We start from the raw sequence: 24,516 nt of genomic DNA on the forward strand, positions 1-24,516 counted from the left end.
TCATCAGCAGAAAAAAACCAGGCCTCGGCCTGGTTTTTTTCGTTCCTGAATAACGCTGTCTGTTAAAGATCCGGCTCGCGCTCGAGCTGTTCGATAGTCCAGCCACCACCCAGTGCCGCGATCAGTTGCACGCTGGCAGTCAGGCGGTCGCCCAGCAGCGTGAGATTGGTGCGCTCGTTGTTCAGCGCGGTGGTTTGTACAGTCGCCACGCTAAGGAAGTCGACGGTACCGGCGCGGTACTGGTTTTCGATCAAACGCAGCGACTCTTGCGCCGCTTCCAGTGCTTCGCGCTGTACGACCGCCTCCTCGGCCAGAACCCGCAGTTGTACCAGGTTGTCCTCGACTTCACGGAAGCTGTCGAGGACTGTCTGACGATAGTTCGCCACGGTCTGGTCATAACTGGCTTCGGCCTGCTCCAGCTCGGCGCGCCGGCTGCCGAAGTCGAGCAGCGTCAGTGCCAGTTGCGGACCCAGCGACCAGAAGCGGTTGGGCAGGCTGATCAGGTCGCTGAAGCTGCTGTTGCGATAACCGCCGCTGGCGCTCAGGGTCAGGTCCGGATACCAGGCCGCCTCAGCCACGCCGATCTGGGCATTGGCGGCGATCACCTGGCGTTCGGTCGAGGCGACGTCCGGCCTACGCTCCAGCAACTGCGATGGCAATGCCAACGGCACCTCAGGCAGTTGCGGAATATCGCTACGCTCAGCAATGTTCAATTCCGATGGCGGCACGCCTATCAGCACCGCGATGGCATGTTCCATCTGCGCACGTTGCCATTGCAGATCAATCGCCTGGGCCTGGGTGCTTTTGAGCTGGGTCAGCGCCTGGCTGACGTCCGACTTCGGCACTATGCCGGCCTGGTACTGGTTTTCGGTCAGGCGTAGCGAGCGTGCGAACGCCTCGACGGTCTGATCCAGCAGCCGCTGCTGTTCGTCCATCACGCGCAACTGCAGGTAGGTCTGAACCAGCTCGGACTGTAGGCTCAAGCGGACTGCCGCGAGATCCGCCGCACTCGCTTGCATGTTGGCTCGATTGGCCTCGAGATTGCGCCGCAAACGCCCCCATATGTCCAACTCCCAAGAGGCGTCGAGGCCGACTTCGTAGCTCTCGCTCACACCGCTACTACTACCGAAATCCTCTGAAAACGAGCTATTGGAAGAACTGCTGCCCTGCCCTCCACGCGACACGCCACTACTGGCCCCCACGATGGGGAACAGCTGCGATCGCGCGCCACGCACCAGCGCTCGTGCCTGGCGATACTGAGCTTCCGCAGCCGCCAGGTTCTGATTGGAAACGTTCAGCCGCCCCACCAGCGCATTGAGCTCGGCATCGCCATAGAGCGTCCACCAGTCACCACGCTGCAAGACATCAGCCGGCGCCGCGGCCTTCCAGCCTTCGGCTTGCTTGAATTCAGCGGCCATCGGTAAGTCTGGCCGCTGATAGTCGGGGCCGAGCGTACAGGCGCCCAGTGAAAACGCCATGGCCACCAGGGCCAGAGGACGCATGGGGTGTTTCAAATGCAACGAACTCATAGCGGATTTTCCAGTGCAGCATCGGTGCGCACACCGCGCCAGCTGTTGAAACGATGACGCGCGCGGTCCAGGTACAGATAGACCACCGGCGTGGTGTAGAGGGTAAGGATCTGACTCAGCAGCAGCCCGCCGATGATGGTCAAGCCCAGCGGCTGTCGCATCTCGGCTCCTTCGGCTCCGCCCAACAGCAACGGCAGCGCGCCGAGAATGGCAGCCATGGTGGTCATCAGAATCGGGCGGAAACGCAGCAGACAGGAGCGGCGGATCGACTCTTCAGGAGACAGCCGATCGTTACGCTCGAATTGCAGTGCCAGGTCGATCATCAGGATCGCGTTCTTCTTTACCACTCCGATCAGCAGAAACAACCCAAGCAGGGAAATCAGACTGAACTGCTCGCGCGTCAGGATGATCGCCAGCAGTGCACCGACACCGGCCGATGGCAGCGTGGAAAGAATCGTCAATGGATGAATGTAACTTTCGTAAAGTATGCCGAGCACGATGTACACCAGTAGCAAGGCACCCAGAATCATCAACGGCTGGCCTTGCTGAACGGACTGGAAGACATCGCCGGTGCCGCCCAGACGTCCCTGCACCTCGCTGGGCATGCCAATGGCGGCCACTGCACGCTCGATGGCCTGCGTCGCCTGATCGAGACTGACACCCGGCGCCAGATCGAAATCGATATTCTCTGCGGCGAACTGCCCCTCATGGCTGACCCGATCCTCTTCAAGGCTGCGCTCGTAACGCGCGAACGCAGCCAGCGGCACCCTTCGACCGTCGCTGGTGATGACGTTGATCTGCTCCAGCACCTCGGGATGCTGGGCATAGGCCGGATCGATCTCCATCACCACCTGATACTGGTTGAGCGACTCGTAGATGGTGGAAATCTGCCTTTGGCTGAAGGCGTTGTTAAGCATGGTCGTGACCGTGCTCATGTCGATACCAAGCCGCTTGGCCGCATCACGATCGACCTTCAGGCTGATCTGCTGTGCACCCTCGCCTTCGTTGGCATCGATGCTGGTCAGCTCCGGCAAGGCCATCAGCGCCCGTGTCACTTGCGGCAACCATGTGCGCAGATCTGCCAGGTCGCTGGCCAGCAAGGTGTAGGAGTACGCCGAGCTGCTCTGCCGGCCACCGCCGAACTGCAAGTCTTGGTCGGCCATCAGGAACATGCGCCCGCCCGGCACCTTCGGCTGATTTTTGCGGATGCGCTCGATCACCTTCTGTGCGGAAATCTTGCGCTCCTCCAACGGCTTGAGCCGGACGATCATAAAGGCGTTGTTGATGCCGCCCTGCCCGCCGATGAAACCCGCCACGCTTTCTACAGCCGGATCCGCCAGGACGGCCTTACGATAGATTTCCATTTTCGGCTGCATGACCTGGAACGACAGGCCATCGTCGCCGCGGATAAAGCCCGTCAGCTGGCCGGTGTCCTGCTGCGGCAGGAACGTCTTGGGCACTTGAATGTAGAGGACGACATTGAGGGCGATAGTCGCCAGCAGCGTCAGCAAGGTGATTCGGCGGTGGCGCAGCGCCCAACTCAGGGAACGATCATAGTGACGCAAAAGCCATTGATGAGCGTCGTGGCTCCAGCGATGCAGACGACCATCATGTTCGGGCTGATGCGGTCTCAACCAGCGCGCACAAAGCATGGGAGTCAGCGTCAGCGACACCAGTAGCGAGACCAGGATGGCCGCCGCGAGGGTGACGGAAAATTCACGAAACAACCGCTCGACAATGCCGCCCATGAACAGAATCGAGATGAACACCACCACCAGCGAGAGGTTCATCGACAACAGCGTGAAGCCGACTTCACGGGTGCCGATGTAAGCAGCACGCATCGGCGGAATACCCTCATCGATGTGCCGGGCGATGTTCTCAAGCACCACGATGGCATCATCCACCACCAGGCCGGCGGCGAGGATCAGAGCCATCAGCGAGAGCACGTTGAGCGAGAAGCCGAGCAGATACATGACCGCGAAGGTACCGACCAGCGACACCGGCACCACCAATGCCGGTATCAGCGCGGTGCGCAATCGGCCAAGAAAGAGAAACACCAACACGATGACCAGACCCACAGCGATCAGCAATGTCCGCTCGGCCTCATGCAAAGTCGCGCGGATCACCGGCGAGCGATCCATCGCCACCGCCATGTTGACGCTGCCGGGCACGATTGCCTGCAATGCCGGCAGCTCGTTGCGAATGCCTTCGATGGTTTCGATGATGTTGGCGCCGGCCTGTCGGTTGATCACCAGCAGCACGGCACGATCATTATTGAAGAAGCCGTCGTTATAGCGATCCTCGACGCCGTCCCGGACCTCGGCGACGTCGCTCAAGCGCAACGCTGCACCGTCCTCGTAGCGGATGATCAAGGGCAGGTAATCGGCAGCCTCGTGCAGCTGATCGTTGGCCTGCACCTGCCAATGGCGATTGTCGTCCTCGACCATGCCCTTGGGCCGCCGCACGTTAGCCGAAGCGATGGTTTCGCGCACCTCATCGAGCGATACGCCGTATTGCTCCAGCTGTTGCGGTTGCAATTCCACTCGCACCGCCGGCAGTGAGCTCCCGCCTACCTGCACTTCACCGACTCCTGGCACCTGCGACAATTTCTGCGCGAGCACCGTGGAGCCGATGTCGTAGAGCTGGCCTTTGTCGAGCACTTCGGAAGTGAGCGATAGCACCATGATCGGCGCCTGCGACGGGTTGACCTTGCGATAGGTGGGCATGCTGCGCATACCGCTGGGCAATAGATTACGCGCCGCGTTGATCGCCGCCTGAACCTCCCGCGCAGCGCCGTTGATGTCCCGATCAAGGTCGAACTGGATGATGATCCGTGTCTGGCCCTGGCTGCTGCGGCTGCTCATCTGGTTGACGCCAGCAATGCTGCCGAGCGACCGCTCCAGCGGCGTCGCCACGCTGGATGCCATGATCTCGGGGCTGGCGCCGGGTAGGCTGGCCTGTACCGTAATGACCGGAAAATCCATGTTCGGCAGTGGCGATACCGGCAGCAGTCCGAAACTGACCCCGCCCAGCAGCAGGATCGCCAGGCTCAGCAACATGGTCGCCACCGGACGGGCAATGAAAGGTGCGGACAGGTTCATCGCGCAAAAGCCACTGGAGACTGAAGGCTGGAGACTGGACGAGCCGGCAGCGCCGAGCGCTCTAGCCACCCTGCCATCCTACGGGCTGGCCGCGAACCGCTCATACACCTACCTCTTGCCCTTTCACGTTTTTCCGGGCAAATCGTTGGCCCAGTCGATCGAAGAACAGATAGATCACCGGCGTGGTGAACAGCGTCAGCAACTGGCTCAACAGCAAACCACCAACCAGTACCAGGCCCAGCGGCTGACGCAGCTCGGCACCGGAACCCGACGCAAGCATCAGCGGTACCGCGCCGAACAGTGCAGCCAGAGTCGTCATCAGGATCGGGCGGAAACGCAGCAGCGCGGCCCGGTAGATCGCATCCTGCGGGCTCATGCCTTGCTGACGTTCGGCCTCGAGGGCAAAGTCGATCATCATGATCGCGTTCTTCTTGACGATGCCAATCAGCAGAATGATGCCGATGATGGCAATCAGTCCCAGGTCGTTACCGGTCAGCAACAGCGCGAGCAAGGCGCCAACCGCCGCCGATGGCAGCGTGGACAGGATGGTGACTGGGTGAATGTAACTCTCGTAAAGCACGCCAAGCACGATATACATGGTCACCACCGCCGCCAGGATCAGCAGCAAGGTGCTCGACAGTGAAGCTTGAAAAGCTTCGGCGGCTCCCTGGAAGCGACTCTGAATACCTGCTGGCAATCCGATCTCGGCCTCGACCCCCTCGATGACGTCCACCGCTTTGCCCAGCGATACGCCGTCAGCCAGGTTGAACGATAGCGTCACCGCCGGAAACTGGCCGATGTGATTGATCAGCAATGGCGCGTTGCGCTGTTCCACCGTCGCCAGGCTCGATAGCCGCACCGGCGTGCCGCCCTCGCTTTGCACGAACAACTGCTCAAGCGCCTGCGGACCAAGACGGCTGCCCGTCTCGGCCTCGAGCACCACGCGATACTGGCTGGCCTGGGTGAAGATGGTCGAAATCTGCCGCTGGCCGAAGGCGTCGTACAAGGCATCGGTTATTGCCGATATCTCGATTCCGAGGCGAGCGGCCGCATCGCGATCAATATCCAGGTAGATCTGCAGACCATTGCTTTGTAAATCGCTGGCGACATCGGTCAGTTCGGGGCGCTCACGCAAGGCCGTCACCAGGCGCGGCGTCCATTCCTGCAACAGTTCGCCATCTGGAGATTCCAGGCTGAACTGGAACTGCGTACGGCTGACCCGGTCCTCGATCGACAGGTCCTGCACCGGTTGCATATACAGCTCGATGCCTGGCAGTTTCGCCAACTCCGGCCGCAGACGATCAATGACCTGGCTCGCCGTGACATCCCGCTCACCGTGAGGCTTTAGGTTGATCAACAAGCGACCACTATTGAGGGTCACGTTGTCGCCATCGACGCCTATGTACGACGACAGGCTGGCCACCGCCGGGTCGGCGAGAATGACGCGCGACAGCGACTGCTGGCGCTCACTCATCTCCCGAAAGGAAATTGATTGTGGGGCTTCGCTAATGCCCTGGATCACACCCGTGTCCTGCACCGGGAAAAAGCCCTTCGGCACCGCCAGATAAAGCACGACGGTCAGTCCCAGCGTAGCCACGGCAACCAATAAGGTCAGGGTCTGGTGCCCCAACACCCAGGTCAGCCAGCGCGCGTACCCGCCGATGAGCCGTTCAACCCAGTCCGGTCCGGACTTCTCCGCTGTGGCGGGTTTGAGCAGTTTGGCGCACATCATCGGCGTCAGGGTCAGGGACACCACGAGCGAAATCAGGATGGCGACTGCCAAGGTGATGGCGAATTCGCGGAACAGACGCCCCACCACGTCTTGCATGAACAGCAACGGAATCAGTACCGCGATCAGCGAAAGCGTCAGCGAGATCAGCGTGAAACCGATCTGCTTGGCACCTTTGAGGGCAGCCTGGAGCGGCGTCTCGCCCTCCTCTACGTGGCGTGCGATGTTTTCGAGCATGACGATGGCATCGTCGACCACGAAGCCGGTGGCGATGGTAAGGGCCATCAGCGTCAGATTGTTCAGAGAGAACCCGGCGAGGTGCATCACCGCAAAAGTGCCGACAAGCGACAGCGGTACGGCGATCGACGGGATGATCGTCGCTGATAGCCGTTTGAGAAAGACGAAGGTGACCATTACCACCAGAAACGTGGCCATCAGCAGTTCGTGCTGTACATCGGTTATTGCAGCGCGGATGGTCTGTGTGCGATCGGTAAGCACGACCACATCGAGCCCGGCCGGCATGCTGGCGGTGACTTCCGGAAGCAGCGCCTGGATGCGCTCGACCACCTCGATAACGTTGGCGCCTGGTTGGCGCTGGATGTTCAGCAGCACGGCCTGGCTTTCGTTGGCCCAGGCAGCGAGACGCTCATTCTCGGCGCCATCAACGATCTCGGCGACATCCTCCAGACGCAGCGTCGCACCGTCCTCGTACGCCAGGATCAGTTCGGCGTATTCCTCTGGCGTCTTCAATTGATCGTTGGCGTCGAGCATCGACACCCGCGTTGGTCCGTCGAAGTTGCCTTTGGGTTGATTGACGTTGGAACTTGTCACCAGAGAGCGGACGTCGGCGAGCGACAGTCCATAGGACGCAAGGGCTTCGGGATTGACCTGGATACGTACCGCGGGGCGCTGGCCACCGGCGATGCTGACCATGCCCACGCCACTGACCTGCGCCAGTTTCTGCGCCATGCGCGTGTCGACCAGATCATGAAGTTGCGGCAGCGCGAGGCTTTCCGACGTTACCGCCAGGGTCATCACCGGGGTGTCGGCCGGGTTGACCTTGTTGTACACAGGCGGGGCCGGGAGATCGTTGGGCAGTAGATTGTCCGCCGCGTTGATGGCCGCTTGTACTTCCTGTTCGGCCACATCCAGTTCGACCTCCAGCGAGAAACGCAGGGTGATCACCGAAGCGCCACCGGAGCTGGTCGAGGACATCTGCGTCAGCCCCGGCATCTGACCGAACTGTCGTTCCAGCGGCGCGGTAACGGCACTGGTCATGACTTCAGGGCTGGCGCCGGGATACAGCGTCAGTACGCGGATGGTCGGGTAGTCCACCTGCGGCAGCGCCGAAATCGGCAGCATGCGGTAAGCGATCAAGCCCGCCAGCAGGATGGCGACCATGGTCAGTGTGGTCGCCACCGGCCGGAGAATGAACAGCCGCGAGATATTCATCGCGCTGAACGCTCCTTGTCACTCTTAGGATCGACCTTGGGATTTTCGGCTGCCTCTTCGGCGAGTTTCTTGCGGTCTACCACTTCCACTTCGCTGCCGTCACGCAGGCGATCGGTGCCCTCCATGACGATCCGCTCGCCGACGCTCAGACCGTTGGTAATGACTGTCATCTCGCCGTTGCTCGGTCCTACTTCCAAAGTGCGCAGCTCGACTTTGGAATCTTCGCCGACCACATAGGCGTAATTGCCGCGAGAGCCGAATTGCAGCGCTGCCGAAGGGATCAGGATGGCGTTATCCAGAGTCTCTACGCGCAGGCGGACGTTGACGAACTGATTGGGTATCAGCAGCTCCGCCTCGTTATCGAAGCGAGCCTTCATTTTCAAGGTGCCTGTGGTCGGATCGATCAGGTTGTCGAAGCTTTCCAGCACACCCTCGCCAAAGAGTATTCGCTCGCCACGGTCCCAGGCCTGCACGGTTAATTCATCACCGCGACGGAAACGGCTGATGACCGGTGGCAGTTCACCTTCGGGCAACGTAAAGCTGATCGCCATTGGCTGGGTCTGGGTGATGACGACCAGTGGCGTGGTGTCGTTGGCAGCGACAAGGTTCCCTGCATCCAGCTGCCGCAGGCCGACGCGACCATCTATCGGCGCGCGGATCTGTGTAAACTGCAGGTTCAACTTGGCTTCGTTGACCGCCGCCTGGTTGGCCGCAAGCGTTCCCTGATATTGATTGACCAACGCCTGCTGAGTATCGAGGGTTTGCTTGGCAATACTGTCTTCGGCGAACAATCCCCGATAACGCTTGAGATCGACCTGTGCGTTCTGCAGCAACGCGCGGTTCTGCTGGAGCGTGCCTTCTGCCTGTTGCAGCGCCACCTCGTAGGGGCGCGGATCGATTACCGCAAGCAGATCGCCGGCACTGACCCGTTGACCTTCATCGAAACGCACGTCGACCAACTCGCCGGCAACACGGCTGCGCACGTTCACCGTATTCAGCGGAGTGACTGTGCCGAGCGCTTTGGAATAGACCTCGAATTTCCCCTGTTCGACCGATGCAACGCGCACCGGCGTAGGCCCACCAAGCGCGCCGAAAGCCGCACGCCCGCCGCGCTGTGGTTGAGGTGTCTCGGTTGCGGTCGGCCATAGCCACCAAAGCAGCAACGCAATAGCCGTAACCACGACGCCAATGATCAGCCAGCGCCGCGCGGAGCCGGTAGAAGAAGTGTTTGCCTCGGACATGAACTGGGTTCGCTTGGAAATGAGCGTGAACCATAAGCAGTCACGCCCCGCTCGCAAAGGGGATTTACGGCATTTTTACGTATCCGCACTTGTCCGCGGCGATTGCGGACCGTCAAGCGCGCTCATAACGCACAGGAACCATGTTTCAGTCGTTCAGTCTATGTATCGTTCGCCAGGGTTCTGCCGGGCGCGATTCACGAAACTACCGCTGGCGATCCATTCAATCGGATGCGATATGCCGACTTCATCAGGCCACTCGATAATGGCCTGTACAGGATCAAGGAATGAACGCATCACTGGTCATCCTGGCGTTGACTGTCGCCAGCTTTCTTCTCGGCTTTCTGCGCGACCTGTTCATTGCCAAGGCCTTCGGCCTGAGCTGGGAAGCGGACCTTATCTTCGTCGCACTGATCCTGCCGATGTTCTTCGAGAACTTCCTCGGCCTCGCGCTTCGCGATGCGATGATTCCGTACTTGCAGAAATTGCGCAGCCAATCAGAAGCCCTGTTCGAAACCGTGAGCCGCTGGCTTTACTGGCGTGTGATGCTTATGGGCGCCGCTGTGAGCGCCATCGCCATCGTCGGCAGCTACTGGATCCTCAACCTCCTGGCGCCAGGCTGGTCGGACGCTCAGGTTGCCTCCGGCCAATTGGTGTTCTGCGTGGGCGCTGTGTTGATCGCTGTTCAGGCCGTACTGTATTGCCAGGGCGCACTGCTAAATATGAATGAGGTGTTCATCCTGCCGATGACACGAACGGTGCTACTCAATGCCGGCGCGATCATCGGCATCCTGTTGTTTCAACCCACCGGGATGGTGATCTTTGTCGGCATGCTGCTGCCCCAGCTGGCATTGATCTTGGTTCAGCACCGCCGTATTGCTTATCTGCGCGGAGGTGTCGAGGTCGAAGCGACCGGTCACGGTGGTGGCTTCGGCCTCGCATTCGCCCCGATTCTACTGGCCGCCGGCGCGCAACAGGGCTGCATTCTCGCCGAGCGGATGTTCGCCTCCTTTCTCGACGAAGGCAGCATCACGATGCTGTCGTTTGCGTTCCGCATCGTCACGATTCCGCTCACGCTTTATGCACTGTCGGTGCTTTCGGTGCTCTTCCCTCGCTTCGTTTCCAGCTGGAACGACGATGACCTCAGCGGCCACGCCGTGGTGATACGCAAGGGATTGCTGGCGACTCTGCTGTTTCTGATCCCGGCCACGGTGGTGCTCTGCTCGTTCCCGCAGACGGTTGTATCGGTGCTCCTGGAACGGGGCCAGTTCGGTGCCAAGCAAACCGACGCCACGGCATCGCTGGTGATCCTGTATGCGCTTGGTCTCCCTGCGATGGGGCTGGCGCTGTTATGGGGGCGCGCCCTTCTTGCTCAACATCGGTCGCGGCTGTTTCTGGCGATTACGCTGGTCAGTTCCGCGCTGACAATCGGTCTCGACGCACTGCTTTACCGTTCATACGGTGCCGAAGGCCTGGCATTTGCGTTTTCCAGCGGAGCGGCGTTGCAGGCGCTGTTCATGGGGCTTTATGTCTATCGGGCATCGCCAAAAGGTCTGGCGCTGAGCGTCCTTTTGCGCTGGGTAGCCACCGGAGCAGCAGTCGCCACGGCGCTGCATTGGCTACCCGCCCCGCACGGCCTGCTCCAGTTGTGCCTGTACATTGCGCTGGTGTTATGTGCCTTTGCGGCAGGTGTGGTACTGCTGGGCGAGCGGGACCTGTTCAAACCGGCCTATTGGTCAATGAAGAAGGTCTGACCGTACGGAGCTGCTTGGCTGCTGTTGTGCCGCAGATCAAGCAACCGATGTGACGCGATTACGGATTCAATCCAGGGGCAAAAACAACGAAGGCCGCATCAGCGGCCTTCGTTTGATTTGCATAACAGCCATCAGCCACCCATGACCATCATCCCGACCGACCCTGTCGGGCTCGTCTCCAAGCTATGGCTGACCGCCGCGACTCGCTCTGCACGCTGCTGTAGGACGATCTCCAGCGCGCGACTTGGCAGAATGTCGACATCATCAAAGGTGATCAGCTGCCCTGGTTCGACCGCGCGTTTGAGCGCTGTCTTGCGCAACAGTCCGATCGGAACGTGATCGGGATTCTGATCGAGCTTGATCGCCTCGCCGCGGAACTGGAATCCACCAATACCACGCTCAATCAACTCACCGGCACGCATGGCTCGCTTGGCGATTGCACCTACGCCTAGCGTCGGCTCGGTCGAGTTATTCAGCAACACGCCACCGCCATTGAGCACACGGCGGACGGTTTTGCCGACCTCCAGCGAACACAGGTGGAACGGACGCACCAGCGTGTAATAGGGACCGGGACCAAGCTTGAAATATTCAATTGCGGACCGCTGGCTATCGTCGTGTCGACAAACCATGAACACGCCGCCGGCCGGATAGCCTGAAGGAATTACATAATCCACGAAAGGATGGCCAAGGCGCTCGGCCATCATGCCCAGGAGGTTGCCCGTTTCAGTCAGGTTCGTCGAAGCGAGCCCTTCCAGCCCCTGTTTGGTGATGGTCGCCCCAAGGCCATTGCCGACGATTACCTGCTCGATCTGCACCTTAGTGCCATCGGTGAATGAAGTCGTCTGATCGATGCTGATGCCCTGACGCTTTGACCAGTAGGCCATGTCCTCTGGCGACGGATCGTGATTCAGATAGCCTTTCATGTTGCCGTATACCAACGGCTTGAAGCCCATCATCAGGGCCTCCTCATGGAGTGCCGCCAGCGATCCCGGCTGGTCGCCTTCAGCCTCGGTGATGAAGCCCTTGCCAGCCAGATAGGAGCCGGTAGTGACTTGCAATTCGGCATTGATCGTTATCACCGGCAGGCCGGCTTCAAAGGCACGCTCGATGACCTCGGTGCCATGGAATACATCACCGCTGCACTCGACGATCAGGTCAGCGCTGTCGATCAGTTGGTCGATAGAATTGGTGAGGCGATCGGTCAGTGGGAAATCGGTGAAGGAGTTTATCGGCCGACGGGTCAATACTCGGGAGATTTCCAGATCCTGGTAGTGCTGCTTGATCAACCGAACAAAACAATGGGCGATCATTCCTGTGCCGGATACACCGATCTTCTTGACGCGCGAGGTAGACATAAGCGAATCCATTCAATGGGCAACGATGCTAGGACCGCGGCGAAAGAAAAAGATTTTGTAGGCAATTGATAAAGTCTGGCCTAACGCCATCGTGATCGCAGCAATCCGTAGGAATGCGCTAATGCAAGCTAAGTGCTGACAGGGGATTTCAGCCAATTGATAACGACAAAAGGGATGGATAACTCAAGCGTTATTTCTGTCGCCAGATTTTAGAATAAGCGAAGGAAACGGCGTTGCACCGCTTCCTATCAGTTGAGCCTACTTGAGCGATGCGATGGCAGCTTCGTAATCAGGCTCGGAACCAATTTCGGCGACCAGTTCGCTGTGCAGCACTTGATCCTGTTCGTCCAGCACGACGACCGCGCGCGCAGATACGCCAGCGAGCGGGCCAGTGGCGATCAGCACACCGTAATCCTCGAGGAACTCGCGGCCACGCATGGTCGAAAGATTGACCACGTTCTCCAGGCCCTCGGCACCGCAGAAGCGCTTCTGGGCAAACGGCAGGTCGGCGGAGATACACAGCACCACCGTGTTATCCAACCCATTGGCTTGAGCATTGAACTTGCGCACCGACGTGGCACAAGTCGGTGTATCGATACTCGGGAAGATATTAAGAACCTTGCGCTTGCCGGAGAAGCTGCTCAGCGCAACATCAGCCAAGTCACCGCCAACCAAGCTGAACGGCTTGGCTTTCTGACCGACTTGCGGGACGGCACCAACAACCTTTATCGGGTTGCCTCTGTGGGTAATTTCAGTCATGTGAACTCCTTCGGTCATAGGCCGCGAGAGGCTCTCGCGGCCCGGATTATCAGGCTACCGGGTTACGGGCAAAGTATTCCTTGGTCAACTTGACCACGACCGGACTCAGCAGCAATAGGGAGATCAGGTTGGGAATGGCCATCAGCCCGTTGAGGGTATCGGCAAACAACCAGGCGAAATCCAGCTGCGCGATTGCGCCGAACGGTACCGCCAGTACCCAGACGACGCGAAACGGCCAGATCGCCTTGGTGCCGACCATGAATTCCCAGCACCGCTCACCGTAATAGCTCCAGCCCAGGATGGTTGTAAAGGCGAATACCACCAGGGCGATCGTCAACACTGCAGCCCCGAATCCAGGCATGGCCGATTCGAACGCGGCGGCCGACAGTGCAGCACCGCTTTCGCCACCCGTCCAGACGCCCGAGCAGACGATTGCCAGACCGGTAATGGAACAGATGATGATGGTATCGATGAACGTCCCCATCATGCCGATCAGGCCGGAGCGCACGGAACTCTGCGTGGTGCCGGCTGCCTGCGCGATACCGGCAGTACCCAGTCCTGCCTCGTTGGAAAAAATACCGCGCGCCACGCCGAAGCGAATCGCGGCCATGACGGCCGCACCGGCAAAGCCGCCAGTGGCAGCGATTGGCGTGAAGGCATGGGTAAAGATAAGGTCGAATGCCCTCGGGATCTCAGCCGCATGGACCACCAGCACCACAATACCTGCGATTACATAGGCCACGCACATGAACGGAACCAGCGCGGCGGCTACTGCACCGATCCGCTTGATGCCGCCCAGGATAACCAGCCCGACGAACACCATGGTGACCAGGCCGGTGACCCACAGCGGCACCGAGAAGGTGCTCTCGAGCGCAAGCGCCATGCTGTTCACCTGCACCATGTTGCCGATTCCGAAACCGGCCAGCCCGCCGAAGATCGCAAAAGCGCCACCCAGCCATAACCAGCGCTTGCCCAGGCCATTCTTGATGGCATACATCGGGCCACCGACATGCTCGCCGCGATCATCCTTCTCACGGTAATGCACCGCCAGGACGACCTCACAGTACTTGGTCGCCATGCCCACCAGCGCCGTGCACCACATCCAGAACAGCGCACCAGGGCCGCCGAGGAAGATCGCAGTGGCGACGCCGGCGATATTGCCGGTACCGACGGTGGCGGCCAAGCAAGTCATCAGCGCCTGGAACGGGCTGATTTCGCCTGTTGACTCATCGCCCTTTGCGCGTCCACGCCAGATCAGCGCAAAGCCGGTGCCGATGCGCACCAGAGGCATGAACTTGAGCAAGATCATGAGGAAGAAACCGGTGCCGAGAATCAGCACCAGCATGGGAGGTCCCCAGACGAGACCGTTAACGCTATTGACCAGGTTTTGCAGGAATTCCATTCAAGGCACCCTTATTGATTATGTTAGACATCCTTGCCCGAGCGGCCCGCGTCGGAGCGCAGTAGAAGCACAACGCCTATAGCCTGACTGCCTCTCCCGCTCTACCGAAACGGCCAGTAATGACCCTGACTTCATGTGCTGGGTACTACTACCGACAACTTGCAGAACCCTTGCCAGAGCCCTGTAATAGCTGCGACGCAAGGAGCGACCGAGCGATCCTACCACCACCACAAGCGCTTGGCGCAACGCCGTTTTACATGCCGTTCGCACAGCATCGAAAAGACACTGAGAGGCTTGCAGATCGACCGAACAGTCACCCCCGGTTGCCGGTTACGTAAGCCCAACAGAGTAGCCCAAGGGAGCAGCGCCGCCAGTCGATTCGCTACGTTTTTTTCAAGCGTAGATGTAACGCCGTAGCGCCTTAAAAATTACGCCGATAGAACACGTCAAGCGAACTGGCCAGCCCGCTAGCGGCTTCGAGAAAAATGCGCTTGGTCAGCCGGTAACGCAGAGCAACATTATTGGCAGATTCGAATACGCCAACCCCGTAACGGAGTGTCAGACGGTCGGTCAGTCGCCCGCTGGCGACTACGCTGGTCTCGGCGCCGCTGCCTTCGGTATCGAGTTGAAAATCCTGGATGCCCAGACGCTGCGCAACGTCTCCGGTTATTGACGCACTACCGGCTAGGCCGAGCCCGAGGGCGGCCTGTGCCAGCATATTGTTATCGCCAGAATCGGCACCCAGCGGCCGCCCAAGCACAAGATAGGACAAGGCCTGCTCCTGGCTCATCGCGGGTTCGGCAAACACGTTGACCCGCGGCTGTTCGGCGCTGCCGGTGATACGCAAACCAGCGATGACGTTATCGGCCTCGATCCGCCGAATGGCCTCGATATTCAGGAATGGCTGTGACAGTACGCCGGTAAACAGCAGTTGCGCTCGGCGTATGGTCAGGCGCTGGCCGTAGGCCCTGTAGCGCCCATTGTTGAGATTGAGCTCGCCGCGGGCATCGAGGTTGTCACCGATATGCAAATAACCGGCAAGGTCAGCAGTCAGGCCGAAACCTGAAAACCGCAGCCGGTCCTGGCCCACTTCGACATCGATATCCATACGAATTGCCAACGGCGTCTGCGCCTCTTCGGCCTCTTCGCCGATGATCACCGTGTCTTCGGAAACCTTGACGGTCGACGGCGGCAATTCGCGAACGGTGATAGCGCCGCGGGGCACGCGGACCTTGCCGGTCACGGCCAGTTGATCATCGGTCAGTTGCAACCGTAGATCCGGCTCGACCTCCAATTCGGCATAGGGCTCGACGACAACCGGCAGCCGGCTGCCACTCACGCGCATATCCAGGTCCAGCGCGTCGCGCCAGTCCAGCGTGCCGGCAATCTCGCCCCGCCCCTGCTCGCCGCTACGCCAGTCGCCATCGAGGCGCACACGCTCACCGTTGATGACGGCGTGAATCTGCAACTGCTCGAAACTGACCGGTAGCTCGCTGCCAGCAATCTCACCGCCGCTGAGGATCAGCTCACCGTTGACCTGCGGCTGCTGCAAGCTTCCGGACAGCTCGCCATTGCCGTTCAGCTGCCCCTCCAGCCGCTCGACCTGAGCGACGAAGGGTCGGGCCACGGAGAGATCGAAATCGCTCAGGCGGAAGCTGCCGGAGATGGCTTTCGCATCAGTGCTTGGATCAACTTGCAAGCGCACATCGAGTTCACCAAGTTCGCCGCCTTCGAAGCGCAATCGGCTATCGATTCGTTGCGGCGTCAACTCGCTGTTCAACGCCAGGGTTGCATAGGGAAATTCCAGCCACCGCTCGCCGTCGCGCATGCGCAGCGTGCCTGGACCTGCATCGACGCGAATGGTCCCGCTGGGACCGGTGCTCGGTAGATCCAGCGACAGGTCGGCGTTGACCTCGCCTTGCCAGATCAGATTGTTCGGCAAGTAGGCACCGATCGATTCCAGAGGGAAATCACGCAGGTGATAACGCAGCTGTGGATCAGGCAGTAGGCGCTGGTCCTCGGCACACAGCGTGGCGGGGCCAGAGCCCCAGCAGTGCGCACCAAACGTGATCCGGCCGCTGGCCAGCCGCTCCAGCGATGCCGGTTGCTGAAGCGCCCATTGCTGCCCCTTTGCGTCCAACTCTGCTCGCACCAACCGCCCTCGCCAATCCTCGCCGTGCAGCCCGCCGTCCAGCGCCAGGGAAAGATTCAGCAACGGGCCCTGCAACCGCAGTTCGACCTCGTGCGCCTGCCGGGTGCCGTCCGCATTTACCTGCAATTGGCCGAGATCGGTTTCACCTGCCCGTAACCCGTCAGCGGTGAGCCGCAGTTGACCGCGTTCCCCCTCTTGAAGGTTGGCTGCCAGCTGCAGGCGTTCCACGCGGTTATCCTGAAACGCAACGTTGTTTCCCTCGACCGCCAGCTCGCCCTGGGGTGCTTGCGGCGTGCCCGCCAGGCTCAGGTTGCCGGCCAGCTGACCTTGCAGATCAGGCCAGAGTTGCGCCAAACGCGGCAAATCCAGACTCAGGTTTGCCTGCAACGTCTTGGCCCAGCGGCCGCTGCCCTGGACCCGGTTGTCACCGAGCTGTAGATCAATGCGGGGGACACTCCAAGTGTCGTCCTGACCGCTCGCCTCCAGCTGTAGATGTAGCGGCTGCTTGCGCAGCGTGCCGTCCAGATCAAGATGCGCTTCGGCTTGTAATTGCTCGTCGCGCAGGGTGCCGCGGCTGCTGAGAATGCCACCGAGTTGGCCTGGCAATTCGGCGACCCAGTAGGAAGGATCGAGCCCGCTCAGATTCAAGGTGGTATTCCAGTCGATACCGTCGGCGAAGCCCACGCTTAGATTTCCGGTGGCCGCGCCCTGCCCGGCCTGTAACTCAAGTTGTGGCAGGTGCACAACTTCGAGGTCGCCGCTGATAGGGCTTTGCAAGGTGAAGTCGCCGGAAGGCCCAGTCAGCGCCGCATTGAAGTTGCCCAGGTAATTGCCGTCTTCATACTGCAATTGTGCGTTTAGCGTGCGCAGCGCCACGGGCGGCTCTTCCACGCCTGGATACAGCCTGCGCCAGGGGAAATCGCGCCAGGCCAATTCCGCTTCGCCCGCTAATCCATCCTGCCAATTGACCTGCCCGTTCAAGCTGATCCGCCGACCCTCGTCGGCTTCCAGCTGTAGCTCTTCCACCTGCGCCTGAGTGGCGTCGATCAAGCCGTTCAAGGCGATGCCGACCGCGCCGCCCTCGCCTTGAAAGCTGCCCTCGCCGACTACCCGGTAACCCTGATTTAGATCGCCCTCGGCGGTCAGCTCCAAACTATCCAGGCGCAGCGCATCGGGCAACTCAGGGGTGGCCTTGAAACGCTCGATCACCAACAGCAGATTCGCCGGCAGCTCCGGCTCCAACGGGCGTACCCGGCCACTGAGCTTGGCATCGAGGTAGCCCTGGCTTTCGACATTCAGCATCAGGTGCTCACGTAGCTCACCATCCACCGCGATCTTCAGCGCCCAGGGTTGCTGACTAGGCGACTGGATGGCTGCATTGCCCGCCAGTTCCAGCGGCCAATCGCCGTTCGGTTGCACGCGGCCAGCCATATCCAGCGAAAGATCTTCGCGGCGCACCTGTAAAGCCTTGATGTCCAGACCGTCCTTACGCCAGTCCGCGCGCAGTTGCAGGCTTTGCAACTGTTCGACGTCATTCAGCCGAAGCCGGCCGATCTCGACTCGCTCGATTCGAAGCTCCAGCGGCAATGTGATTTCGGGCAGGCTAAAGGGCTCGCTTGGTTCCTCATCAGGGCTGGGCGGAAATTGCAGATCGATATCCCCGGCAACCAGTTGCTCGATACAGAGGGTCATGCGCAGCAGGCACGCCGGTGACCAATCCATCTGCGGTGACGCTACCGTGACGCGGCTGCCGTCCTGTTCCCAAATCAGCCGCTCCGCCTGCCAACGACCGCCAAGACGCCCCTCGAACTGTTCGACCTGCACCCCTGGAATCTTGCTCAGGGCCCAGCGACTGCCCGACGTGGTGCCGAGCACGGCGCCCACAGCCAGAACGATCGACAACAGCACTGCAAGCACGACCAGCAGTGCCCAACCCATAATCCTCGTGGTACGCCTCAAAGCTCCGGCCCCATGGAAAAATGCAGCCGCACCCCTCCGTCGTCGTCTAGCGGATGCGCCAGGTCGACGCGGATCGGCCCAACCGGCGAAACCCAGCGAACGCCCAGACCCACGCTGCTTTTAAGGGATGGCAACTCCAGCGAATTGAACGCATTGCCCTGATCGACAAACGTAGCCACCCGCCACTTGTCCGTTACCGAGTACTGATATTCGGCACTGACCGCCAGTTGATAACGACCACCGATTCGGTCGTCATCGGAGTTGGTCGGCGACAGGCTCTGGTAGTCATAGCCGCGCACACTCTGATCGCCACCGGCGAAATAGCGCAGCGACGGCGGTACGTTGGTGTATTCGTCGGTCCAGTTTCCGCCGACCTGAACGCGGCCCAGGAAGCGATGGCGCTCGGCGAGTGTGATCAGACCTTTGAGGGTGGTGTTCGCATGGATCAGGTCCGCATCTGACAACGCACCATCCTTCGCGGCGGCCAGCTCGAATTCCAGGCGATAGCCACGGCTGGGGTCGATACGGTTATCGCTGCGCAGGTAGCTATAGGCAACGCCGGGCATCAGCAACGTACTGACGCCTGAATCGTCGCCAAGCTCGTATTGTTCGTGGCGCCATTTCAGCGACCAGACCCGCTGCCAGCCGCTAGATAGCTTGCGGTGCCACTCGGGGCCCACCGTCAATAGCTGGCTGAGGCTGTCATTGTCGGCCAGCTGTTCATATTGATAGCCCGCGGCATAACGCAGCTTGTCCGTCAGTGGCGGATCAAGCGGCACGTCGTAGTAGAGCCCGACATTTTGCCGTGGGGCAGACAGCTCGGACTCGATGCCGTAGCTGTGGCCCTGCGGGTTGACCCAATGCCGAAGGAAATCGAAACGCATACGCGGCCCGACGTCGGTCGAATAACCGAGACCGAGACCCAGGGTACGGGGCTCGCGAGTGGTCAGTTGCACCGCTACCGGAATACGCTGCTGTTCGGCATTGGCAGGATTGGCATCGACCCGCACGCCTTCGAAGTAGCCACTCGATTGCATCGCCTGATTGAGATCGGCCACCAGCTCCGAGTCATACGGAGTACCAGCTTCGAACGGCACCATGCGCGCCAGCAGATCGGGGTCGAAGGGCGAATCGCCCTCGAATCGCACATCGCCCAGCACGTAGCGGGGGCCGCTGTCGAACACCAGCTCCACGTCGGCGGCGTTCGCGGCAGGGTCGACCGCCAGACGCTGGCTTTTGAAGCGGCCATCGAAAAATCCATAGCGCGAAGCCTGGTTGAGAATCTGCTGCTTTACTTCCTCGTACTGCCCATGATTGAGCACGGCGCCAGCGTTCAGCGTGTTGCGCGGGACGCGAAAGGCGCGTAACTCGGCAGCAGGCCCCTCCACCCGCACCGTGATGTTGCGCAGCCGAACCGGCTCGCCGGGCTCGATGCGCAGCGTCAACTGTGGATTCTCGCCGCCGGTGACTTCGGATTCGATTTGGCCGTTGTAGTAGCCCAGAGCCTGGAGCGCTTTTTGCGCTTGCTGCTGCGCTATACGGCTGTAGCGCAGCAGTTCCCGCTCGCTACGGTCGCCCAGCTCGCCAATATAGTTTTCGACGTTCTCGCGCAACTCAGCGTTGGAGGGCTCGACATTGACGTCCAGCTCCGCAGCGGTAGCGGATGAAACTACAAGCAACGTAAGTCCGGACGCGACAATTCGGCCAATGAGAGATAAGTGCATGACGAGCGATGCTAGCACGACGCACACCGAGGCTCGGGATGGCATCGATGCGTGTAGCACGGCACATACAGCGTCAAGCAAGACATTGGGAAGACTTCTTCGGACATCCGATGGTTGGACTGTTGGCAAACAGCAAAATTCGCCACTAACCGCTGCTGGCTTCGACCTGACGCGGCGCGGGATGGAAAAACACATGCTCGACCACCGGGCCGATGGCCACTTGGCCGATGTTCTCGTAGCCCTGGCGTTCATAGAAATGCAGATAGCGCGGGTTGCCGGTATCGATCATCAACCCCTGTGAGCCCGCGTCCGCTGCACACCAGTTGTGCAGGGCCTCGAGCAGCTGTTCGCCGTAATGCTGCCCTTGGAATTGCGGATGAACAGCCATCAACGGCAGCACATGAAAAGTGCCCGGCGGCAGGCAGCCAAGCACTGCCGCGTGATAGTCGAGGTAGCGCCGGGTGCAGCGAAAACCGGTGGTCAGCAACATGCGCATGCGCCACGCCCAGCTCTCGGTAATATCGAGGCGTCGTTGCGGCGGTGCGATCAAGGCGGCGGCGATGAGTCGATCGTCCAGCAGCAGCCCCAGCGCCGGTTGGTCCTGCATAAAATGTTGGTTGACCAGTTCGCGCACCGTTGCACGCACGCGCTGGTCGTAACCAGGACGGTCGGATTCGAACAGATAAGCGAATGTGGGTTCGTGTCGATAGGCGTTATAGAGCAGTGAGCGCGCTTCCCTGGCGTAACCACTGTCCAGCATTCGTACTTCGGCAGGCATCGGCATGGCGGTTCTCTTGTTGATGTTCTTATTGTTGTCGAGCGCTGATTTCACGTTAGCACCGGCTCGGCGGTCGTGCCTTCTCCAAGCCGGTTATTGCCGACCCGCGTGACACGGCTCGCGCCGATCTGCCCAAGCGATTAGAATCCCGGTTTTGCCGGAGCCTGCACCGATGAAGCTTGTTTCTTTCAATATCAATGGGTTGCGCGCAAGACCTCATCAACTGGCTGCACTTATTGAAAAGCATCAGCCGGATGTGATCGGCCTGCAGGAAACCAAAGTGGCCGACGAGCAGTTTCCCCAGGCCGAGATCGAGGCCCTCGGCTATCACGTCCACTACCACGGCCAGAAAGGTCACTACGGCGTCGCACTGCTATCGCGGCAGGCTCCGCTGGAAATCCATAAGGGGTTTCCCGGCGATGGTGAAGAATCGCAGAAGCGCTTCATCTGGGGCCGCTTCGCCGATGCCAATGGTCAGCCTGTTACCGTGATGAACGGCTACTTTCCGCAGGGCGAGAGTCGTATTCACCCCACCAAGTTTCCCGCCAAGACGAAGTTCTACGCTGACTTACAGACATTGCTGGAAGAGCGCTTCACTCCCGATCAGTCAGTTGCCGTCATGGGCGATTTCAACATTTCGCCGGAAGACTGCGACATTGGTATCGGTGAAGTGAATGCCAAGCGCTGGCTGCGCACCGGCAAGTGCAGCTTCCTGCCGGAAGAACGTGAATGGCTGACGCGGTTGAAGAATTGGGGGCTACAGGACAGCTTCCGCACGCTCAACCCGGAAGTGGTCGATCGCTTCAGCTGGTTCGACTATCGCAGCCGCGGCTTCGAGGACGATCCGCGCCGCGGTCTGCGCATCGATCTAATCCTGACCACCGCCGGCCTGCATGACTGCGTCACCAACTGCGGCGTCGACTACGACATCCGCAGCATGGAAAAGCCCTCCGACCATTGCCCGGTCTGGATCGAGCTGAACTGATAGTTGCTGCCCCGTATCCGCCGCGTCGTGCGACCGCCGCGCGGCGAGACATCGTGGGTTCTAACCGAGCGCAGCAATTTCACACTCTCGCTTCGGCCCGCCGTCACGTAACGGTAAACAAACCTTCTTAATCTCCCCGCTTCTTTGCATGGGAGAGTTGCTGCATGGCATTTTTAGCGTTCGTACGCACGACAGGGAAACGAGCGCTGCGCCTGGCGCTTCTCGGTCTGTGCGGTGCCAGCCCGCTCGCGGTAAGCGCCCCCTTGCCGGCGGTGCCTGCAGACGGTAGCGCAGTGCTGCGTATACATGGGTCGAACACCGTTGGCGCGAAGCTGGCGCCGATGCTGATTGCCGGCATGTTCGAGGCGCAGGGTTTTGGTTCGGTACGGATTGCCTCAGCTGGGCGCGAGAACGAACAGCGAATCAGCGCCATCGACAGCTCCGGTCGTACACTCCACGCGTCGGTCGCGGCTCATGGGACAGGTACCGGCTTTGCGGGGCTAAAAGACGGTTCCGCCGATCTCGCTGCTGCGTCGAGACCGATCAAGGACAGCGAGCACGAAAGCCTCGCGAGTCTGGGCGATCTGCGTAGCGCGCAGGCCGAACAGGTCATCGCTATCGACGGCCTGGCGATCATCGTTCACCCGAACAATCGAATTGCTTCGCTCAGCGTCGAACAGGTTGCCCGATTATTTGCTGGCGAGATTCAGAACTGGCGGGAGCTGGGCGGCGATGATCTTGCTGTCGAACTGCATGCACGCGATGACCGGTCCGGCACCTACGACACCTTCAAAGAGCTTGTGCTCGGCACGCAGAGCAAGACGCTGGCTGGCAGCGCCACGCGGTACGAGTCCAACGACCAATTATCCGAGATAGTCAGTACCCGCCCCGGCGCGATCGGCTTTGTCGGGCTTGCCTCGGTTGGGAGTTCAAAAGCCCTGGCCATTGCCGATGGCGACTCGCATCCCATGCTGCCCACCACTGCGCTCGTCGCGACCGAAGATTACCCGTTGTCGCGACGCCTGTTTCTCTATGCCAACCCTGCCGAACAAACAGACTGGACCCGAGCTTTTCTCGATTTCGTTCACAGTGCCGCTGGCCAATCGATCGTAGGCAAGTCCGGCTATGTCGCGCAGGCAATTACCGCAATCAAATTGCCGGTTGAGACAAGCATGCCGCAGCTCTACCAGGATCTCGCAAGCCAGGCGCAGCGGCTAACGGTCAACTTTCGCTTCGATGAGGGCAGCGCGCGCCTGGATAACAAGGCACAGCGTGACGTCGGACGCCTGATCGATTACCTGCAAAGCACCGACAAGCAGATGAACGCAGCGGTGCTGGTAGGCTTCGGCGATGCGAAAGGTGACTCGGCGCGCACTGCGTTGTTATCCAAACTGCGCGCGATGGCGGTCCGCCGCGAGCTGTCACGAGGTGGGATTCTAGTTAAGGATATCAATGGGTTGGGTGACCAACTTCCAGTCGCGTCGAACAACGAGAGCGGCCGTATAAAGAACAGACGAGTCGAGGTATGGGTCTACTGAAACATCAGCCTCGAGTGCAAGATCGTATCGGTCGATTGCCTGCGGCGTACTGTCACACCGTGCGCGTCACGGTTAAGCTCAGGGGATTCCCAGCGGCAGGAATCCATCATGTATCTGGTCTGTGGCGAAGCCCTTTTCGACGTGTTCGCAGCTCCGGCAGGTTCCCGTAGCAATCGCTTGAATCTGGAAGCGGTTGCCGGCGGATCACCGTTCAATGTCGCTGTCGGGCTGGCGAGGCTGGGTACGCCATCCGCATTATTTGCCGGCATATCCAGGGACTACTTGGGCCAACGACTTTGGCAGGTGCTCGACGAAGAAGGCGTCGATACGCGTTATCTGGTGCCGTTCGACGCACCGACCACTCTGGCCATGGTCGCGCTCGGCGCTGATGGTGCGCCGATTTACAGTTTTCGCGGCGAAGGGTGTGCCGACCGCCTACCGCGCGAGGAACACCTCTCTGCGCCGGGTAATGGAATTCGCGGCATTCATGTCGGCTCCTATTCCCTGGTCACTGCACCGATTGCGGATACCTTGTTGACCTTGGTGCGCCGTGAAAGCGGGCGTCGGCTGATTTCCCTGGACCCGAATATTCGTCTCAATGTCGAGCCTGACCTGCTGCGCTGGCGGGAACGCGTCGAGGCCTTCGCCGAGCTTGCTCATCTGATCAAGGTCAGCGATGAGGACTTGGCGCTGCTCTATCCCGGCGAAGCGCCTGAAGCCATTGCCCAGCGCTGGCTGCAGGGCCCCTGCGAGCTGGTCGTGCTGACCCGGGGCGGCGCAGGTGCACAGCTATTCAGCCGTCGTCATGGCGCCCTCTACGCATCGGCGAAAGCCGTCACCGTGCGCGATACCGTAGGAGCCGGCGATACCTTCCAGGCAGCTCTGCTGAGTTACTTGCATACGCAGGGGTTGGACACTGCCGCGGCGTTGGCGCAGGTTGAGCACGATCAGTTGCAAGCACTGCTGGCCTTTGCCGTTCAGGCAGCCGCAATCACTTGCTCCCGTCGCGGTCCCGACCTGCCCTACCGATACGAAATTGCCTGACCGATTGGCCCCGGCGC

Annotated in this window: 14 protein-coding genes; 4 read left to right on the plus strand and 10 right to left on the minus strand. The window is 60.3% G+C overall.

All coding sequences use genetic code 11. The annotated features are described in order from the left end of the window. Positions 1-62 precede the first annotated feature (62 nt). The 4 genes from D7241_RS06955 to D7241_RS06970 all read right to left on the minus strand — a co-directional run bounded on the left by D7241_RS06955 (position 63) and on the right by D7241_RS06970 (position 9,052). Complete coding sequence (locus D7241_RS06955) at positions 63-1,529, minus strand: efflux transporter outer membrane subunit (protein ID WP_408100885.1); 1,467 nt, start codon at positions 1,527-1,529, stop codon at positions 63-65. Beyond that, positions 1,526-4,630, minus strand: coding sequence for an efflux RND transporter permease subunit (locus D7241_RS06960; protein ID WP_408100886.1), 3,105 nt, complete (start codon positions 4,628-4,630; stop codon positions 1,526-1,528). The genes D7241_RS06955 and D7241_RS06960 overlap by 4 nt, the downstream gene beginning before the upstream one ends. Before the next feature lie 100 nt (positions 4,631-4,730). Continuing rightward, positions 4,731-7,811, minus strand: a complete 3,081-nt coding sequence (locus D7241_RS06965; protein ID WP_408100887.1) for an MdtB/MuxB family multidrug efflux RND transporter permease subunit — start codon at positions 7,809-7,811, stop codon at positions 4,731-4,733. Then, complete coding sequence (locus D7241_RS06970; RefSeq protein ID WP_408100888.1) at positions 7,808-9,052, minus strand: MdtA/MuxA family multidrug efflux RND transporter periplasmic adaptor subunit; 1,245 nt, start codon at positions 9,050-9,052, stop codon at positions 7,808-7,810. The genes D7241_RS06965 and D7241_RS06970 overlap by 4 nt, the downstream gene beginning before the upstream one ends. A gap of 284 nt (positions 9,053-9,336) precedes the next feature. Here D7241_RS06970 and D7241_RS06975 point away from each other — a divergent pair, with 284 nt between their 5' ends. Continuing rightward, entirely contained in the window at positions 9,337-10,803 is a 1,467-nt protein-coding gene (locus D7241_RS06975; RefSeq protein WP_408100889.1) for a lipid II flippase MurJ, read from the plus strand. A 131-nt stretch (positions 10,804-10,934) separates the two neighbouring features. Here the strand turns inward: D7241_RS06975 and D7241_RS06980 are convergent, their stop codons facing one another. The 6 genes from D7241_RS06980 to D7241_RS07005 all read right to left on the minus strand — a co-directional run bounded on the left by D7241_RS06980 (position 10,935) and on the right by D7241_RS07005 (position 20,938). Further along, positions 10,935-12,113 carry an NAD(P)-dependent oxidoreductase gene (locus tag D7241_RS06980; protein ID WP_408101202.1) on the minus strand — a complete coding sequence of 393 codons (1,179 nt, stop codon included), beginning with the start codon at positions 12,111-12,113 and terminating at the stop codon, positions 10,935-10,937. Between the two features lie 303 nt (positions 12,114-12,416). After that, positions 12,417-12,917, minus strand: a complete 501-nt coding sequence (gene tpx, locus D7241_RS06985; RefSeq protein WP_408100890.1) for a thiol peroxidase — start codon at positions 12,915-12,917, stop codon at positions 12,417-12,419. Between the two features lie 49 nt (positions 12,918-12,966). Next, complete coding sequence (locus D7241_RS06990; RefSeq protein WP_255976134.1) at positions 12,967-14,319, minus strand: sodium:alanine symporter family protein; 1,353 nt, start codon at positions 14,317-14,319, stop codon at positions 12,967-12,969. 421 nt (positions 14,320-14,740) lie between these two features. Next, complete coding sequence (locus tag D7241_RS06995; protein ID WP_408100891.1) at positions 14,741-18,409, minus strand: translocation/assembly module TamB domain-containing protein; 3,669 nt, start codon at positions 18,407-18,409, stop codon at positions 14,741-14,743. Positions 18,410-18,426: 17 nt separating this feature from the next. Then, a complete protein-coding gene (locus tag D7241_RS07000) occupies positions 18,427-20,154 on the minus strand; it encodes an autotransporter assembly complex protein TamA (RefSeq protein WP_408100892.1) in 1,728 nt (575 codons plus the stop codon). A gap of 145 nt (positions 20,155-20,299) precedes the next feature. After that, a complete protein-coding gene (locus D7241_RS07005) occupies positions 20,300-20,938 on the minus strand; it encodes a GNAT family N-acetyltransferase (protein ID WP_408100893.1) in 639 nt (212 codons plus the stop codon). Between the two features lie 166 nt (positions 20,939-21,104). On the opposite strand from D7241_RS07005, the gene xthA reads away from it, so the two are divergent. The 3 genes from xthA (at position 21,105) to D7241_RS07020 (ending at position 24,499) form a co-directional block, all read left to right on the plus strand. Further along, complete coding sequence (xthA, locus tag D7241_RS07010) at positions 21,105-21,917, plus strand: exodeoxyribonuclease III (RefSeq protein ID WP_408100894.1); 813 nt, start codon at positions 21,105-21,107, stop codon at positions 21,915-21,917. A 164-nt stretch (positions 21,918-22,081) separates the two neighbouring features. Continuing rightward, positions 22,082-23,455, plus strand: a complete 1,374-nt coding sequence (locus D7241_RS07015; protein ID WP_408100895.1) for a substrate-binding domain-containing protein — start codon at positions 22,082-22,084, stop codon at positions 23,453-23,455. Positions 23,456-23,563: 108 nt separating this feature from the next. Further along, positions 23,564-24,499, plus strand: a complete 936-nt coding sequence (locus tag D7241_RS07020) for a carbohydrate kinase family protein (RefSeq protein ID WP_408100896.1) — start codon at positions 23,564-23,566, stop codon at positions 24,497-24,499. Positions 24,500-24,516 lie beyond the last annotated feature (17 nt).

Source organism: Stutzerimonas sp. VN223-3 (assembly GCF_045999685.1).
In the GTDB taxonomy this organism is placed as follows: domain Bacteria; phylum Pseudomonadota; class Gammaproteobacteria; order Pseudomonadales; family Pseudomonadaceae; genus Stutzerimonas; species Stutzerimonas stutzeri_AR.

Bases quoted from the DNA above. Each gene is read 5' to 3' on its own strand.
- D7241_RS07005 (WP_408100893.1), bottom strand. From the start codon at position 20,938: ATGCCGATGCCTGCCGAAGTACGAATGCTGGACAGTGGTTACGCCAGG.
- D7241_RS06980 (WP_408101202.1), bottom strand. From the start codon at position 12,113: ATGATCGCCCATTGTTTTGTTCGGTTGATCAAGCAGCACTACCAGGAT.
- D7241_RS06960 (WP_408100886.1), bottom strand. From the start codon at position 4,630: ATGAACCTGTCCGCACCTTTCATTGCCCGTCCGGTGGCGACCATGTTG.
- tpx (WP_408100890.1), bottom strand. From the start codon at position 12,917: ATGACTGAAATTACCCACAGAGGCAACCCGATAAAGGTTGTTGGTGCC.
- D7241_RS06970 (WP_408100888.1), bottom strand. From the start codon at position 9,052: ATGTCCGAGGCAAACACTTCTTCTACCGGCTCCGCGCGGCGCTGGCTG.
- xthA (WP_408100894.1), top strand. From the start codon at position 21,105: ATGAAGCTTGTTTCTTTCAATATCAATGGGTTGCGCGCAAGACCTCAT.
- D7241_RS06990 (WP_255976134.1), bottom strand. From the start codon at position 14,319: ATGGAATTCCTGCAAAACCTGGTCAATAGCGTTAACGGTCTCGTCTGG.
- D7241_RS07015 (WP_408100895.1), top strand. From the start codon at position 22,082: ATGGCATTTTTAGCGTTCGTACGCACGACAGGGAAACGAGCGCTGCGC.
- D7241_RS06995 (WP_408100891.1), bottom strand. From the start codon at position 18,409: ATGGGTTGGGCACTGCTGGTCGTGCTTGCAGTGCTGTTGTCGATCGTT.
- D7241_RS06975 (WP_408100889.1), top strand. From the start codon at position 9,337: ATGAACGCATCACTGGTCATCCTGGCGTTGACTGTCGCCAGCTTTCTT.
- D7241_RS06965 (WP_408100887.1), bottom strand. From the start codon at position 7,811: ATGAATATCTCGCGGCTGTTCATTCTCCGGCCGGTGGCGACCACACTG.
- D7241_RS06955 (WP_408100885.1), bottom strand. From the start codon at position 1,529: ATGAGTTCGTTGCATTTGAAACACCCCATGCGTCCTCTGGCCCTGGTG.
- D7241_RS07020 (WP_408100896.1), top strand. From the start codon at position 23,564: ATGTATCTGGTCTGTGGCGAAGCCCTTTTCGACGTGTTCGCAGCTCCG.
- D7241_RS07000 (WP_408100892.1), bottom strand. From the start codon at position 20,154: ATGCACTTATCTCTCATTGGCCGAATTGTCGCGTCCGGACTTACGTTG.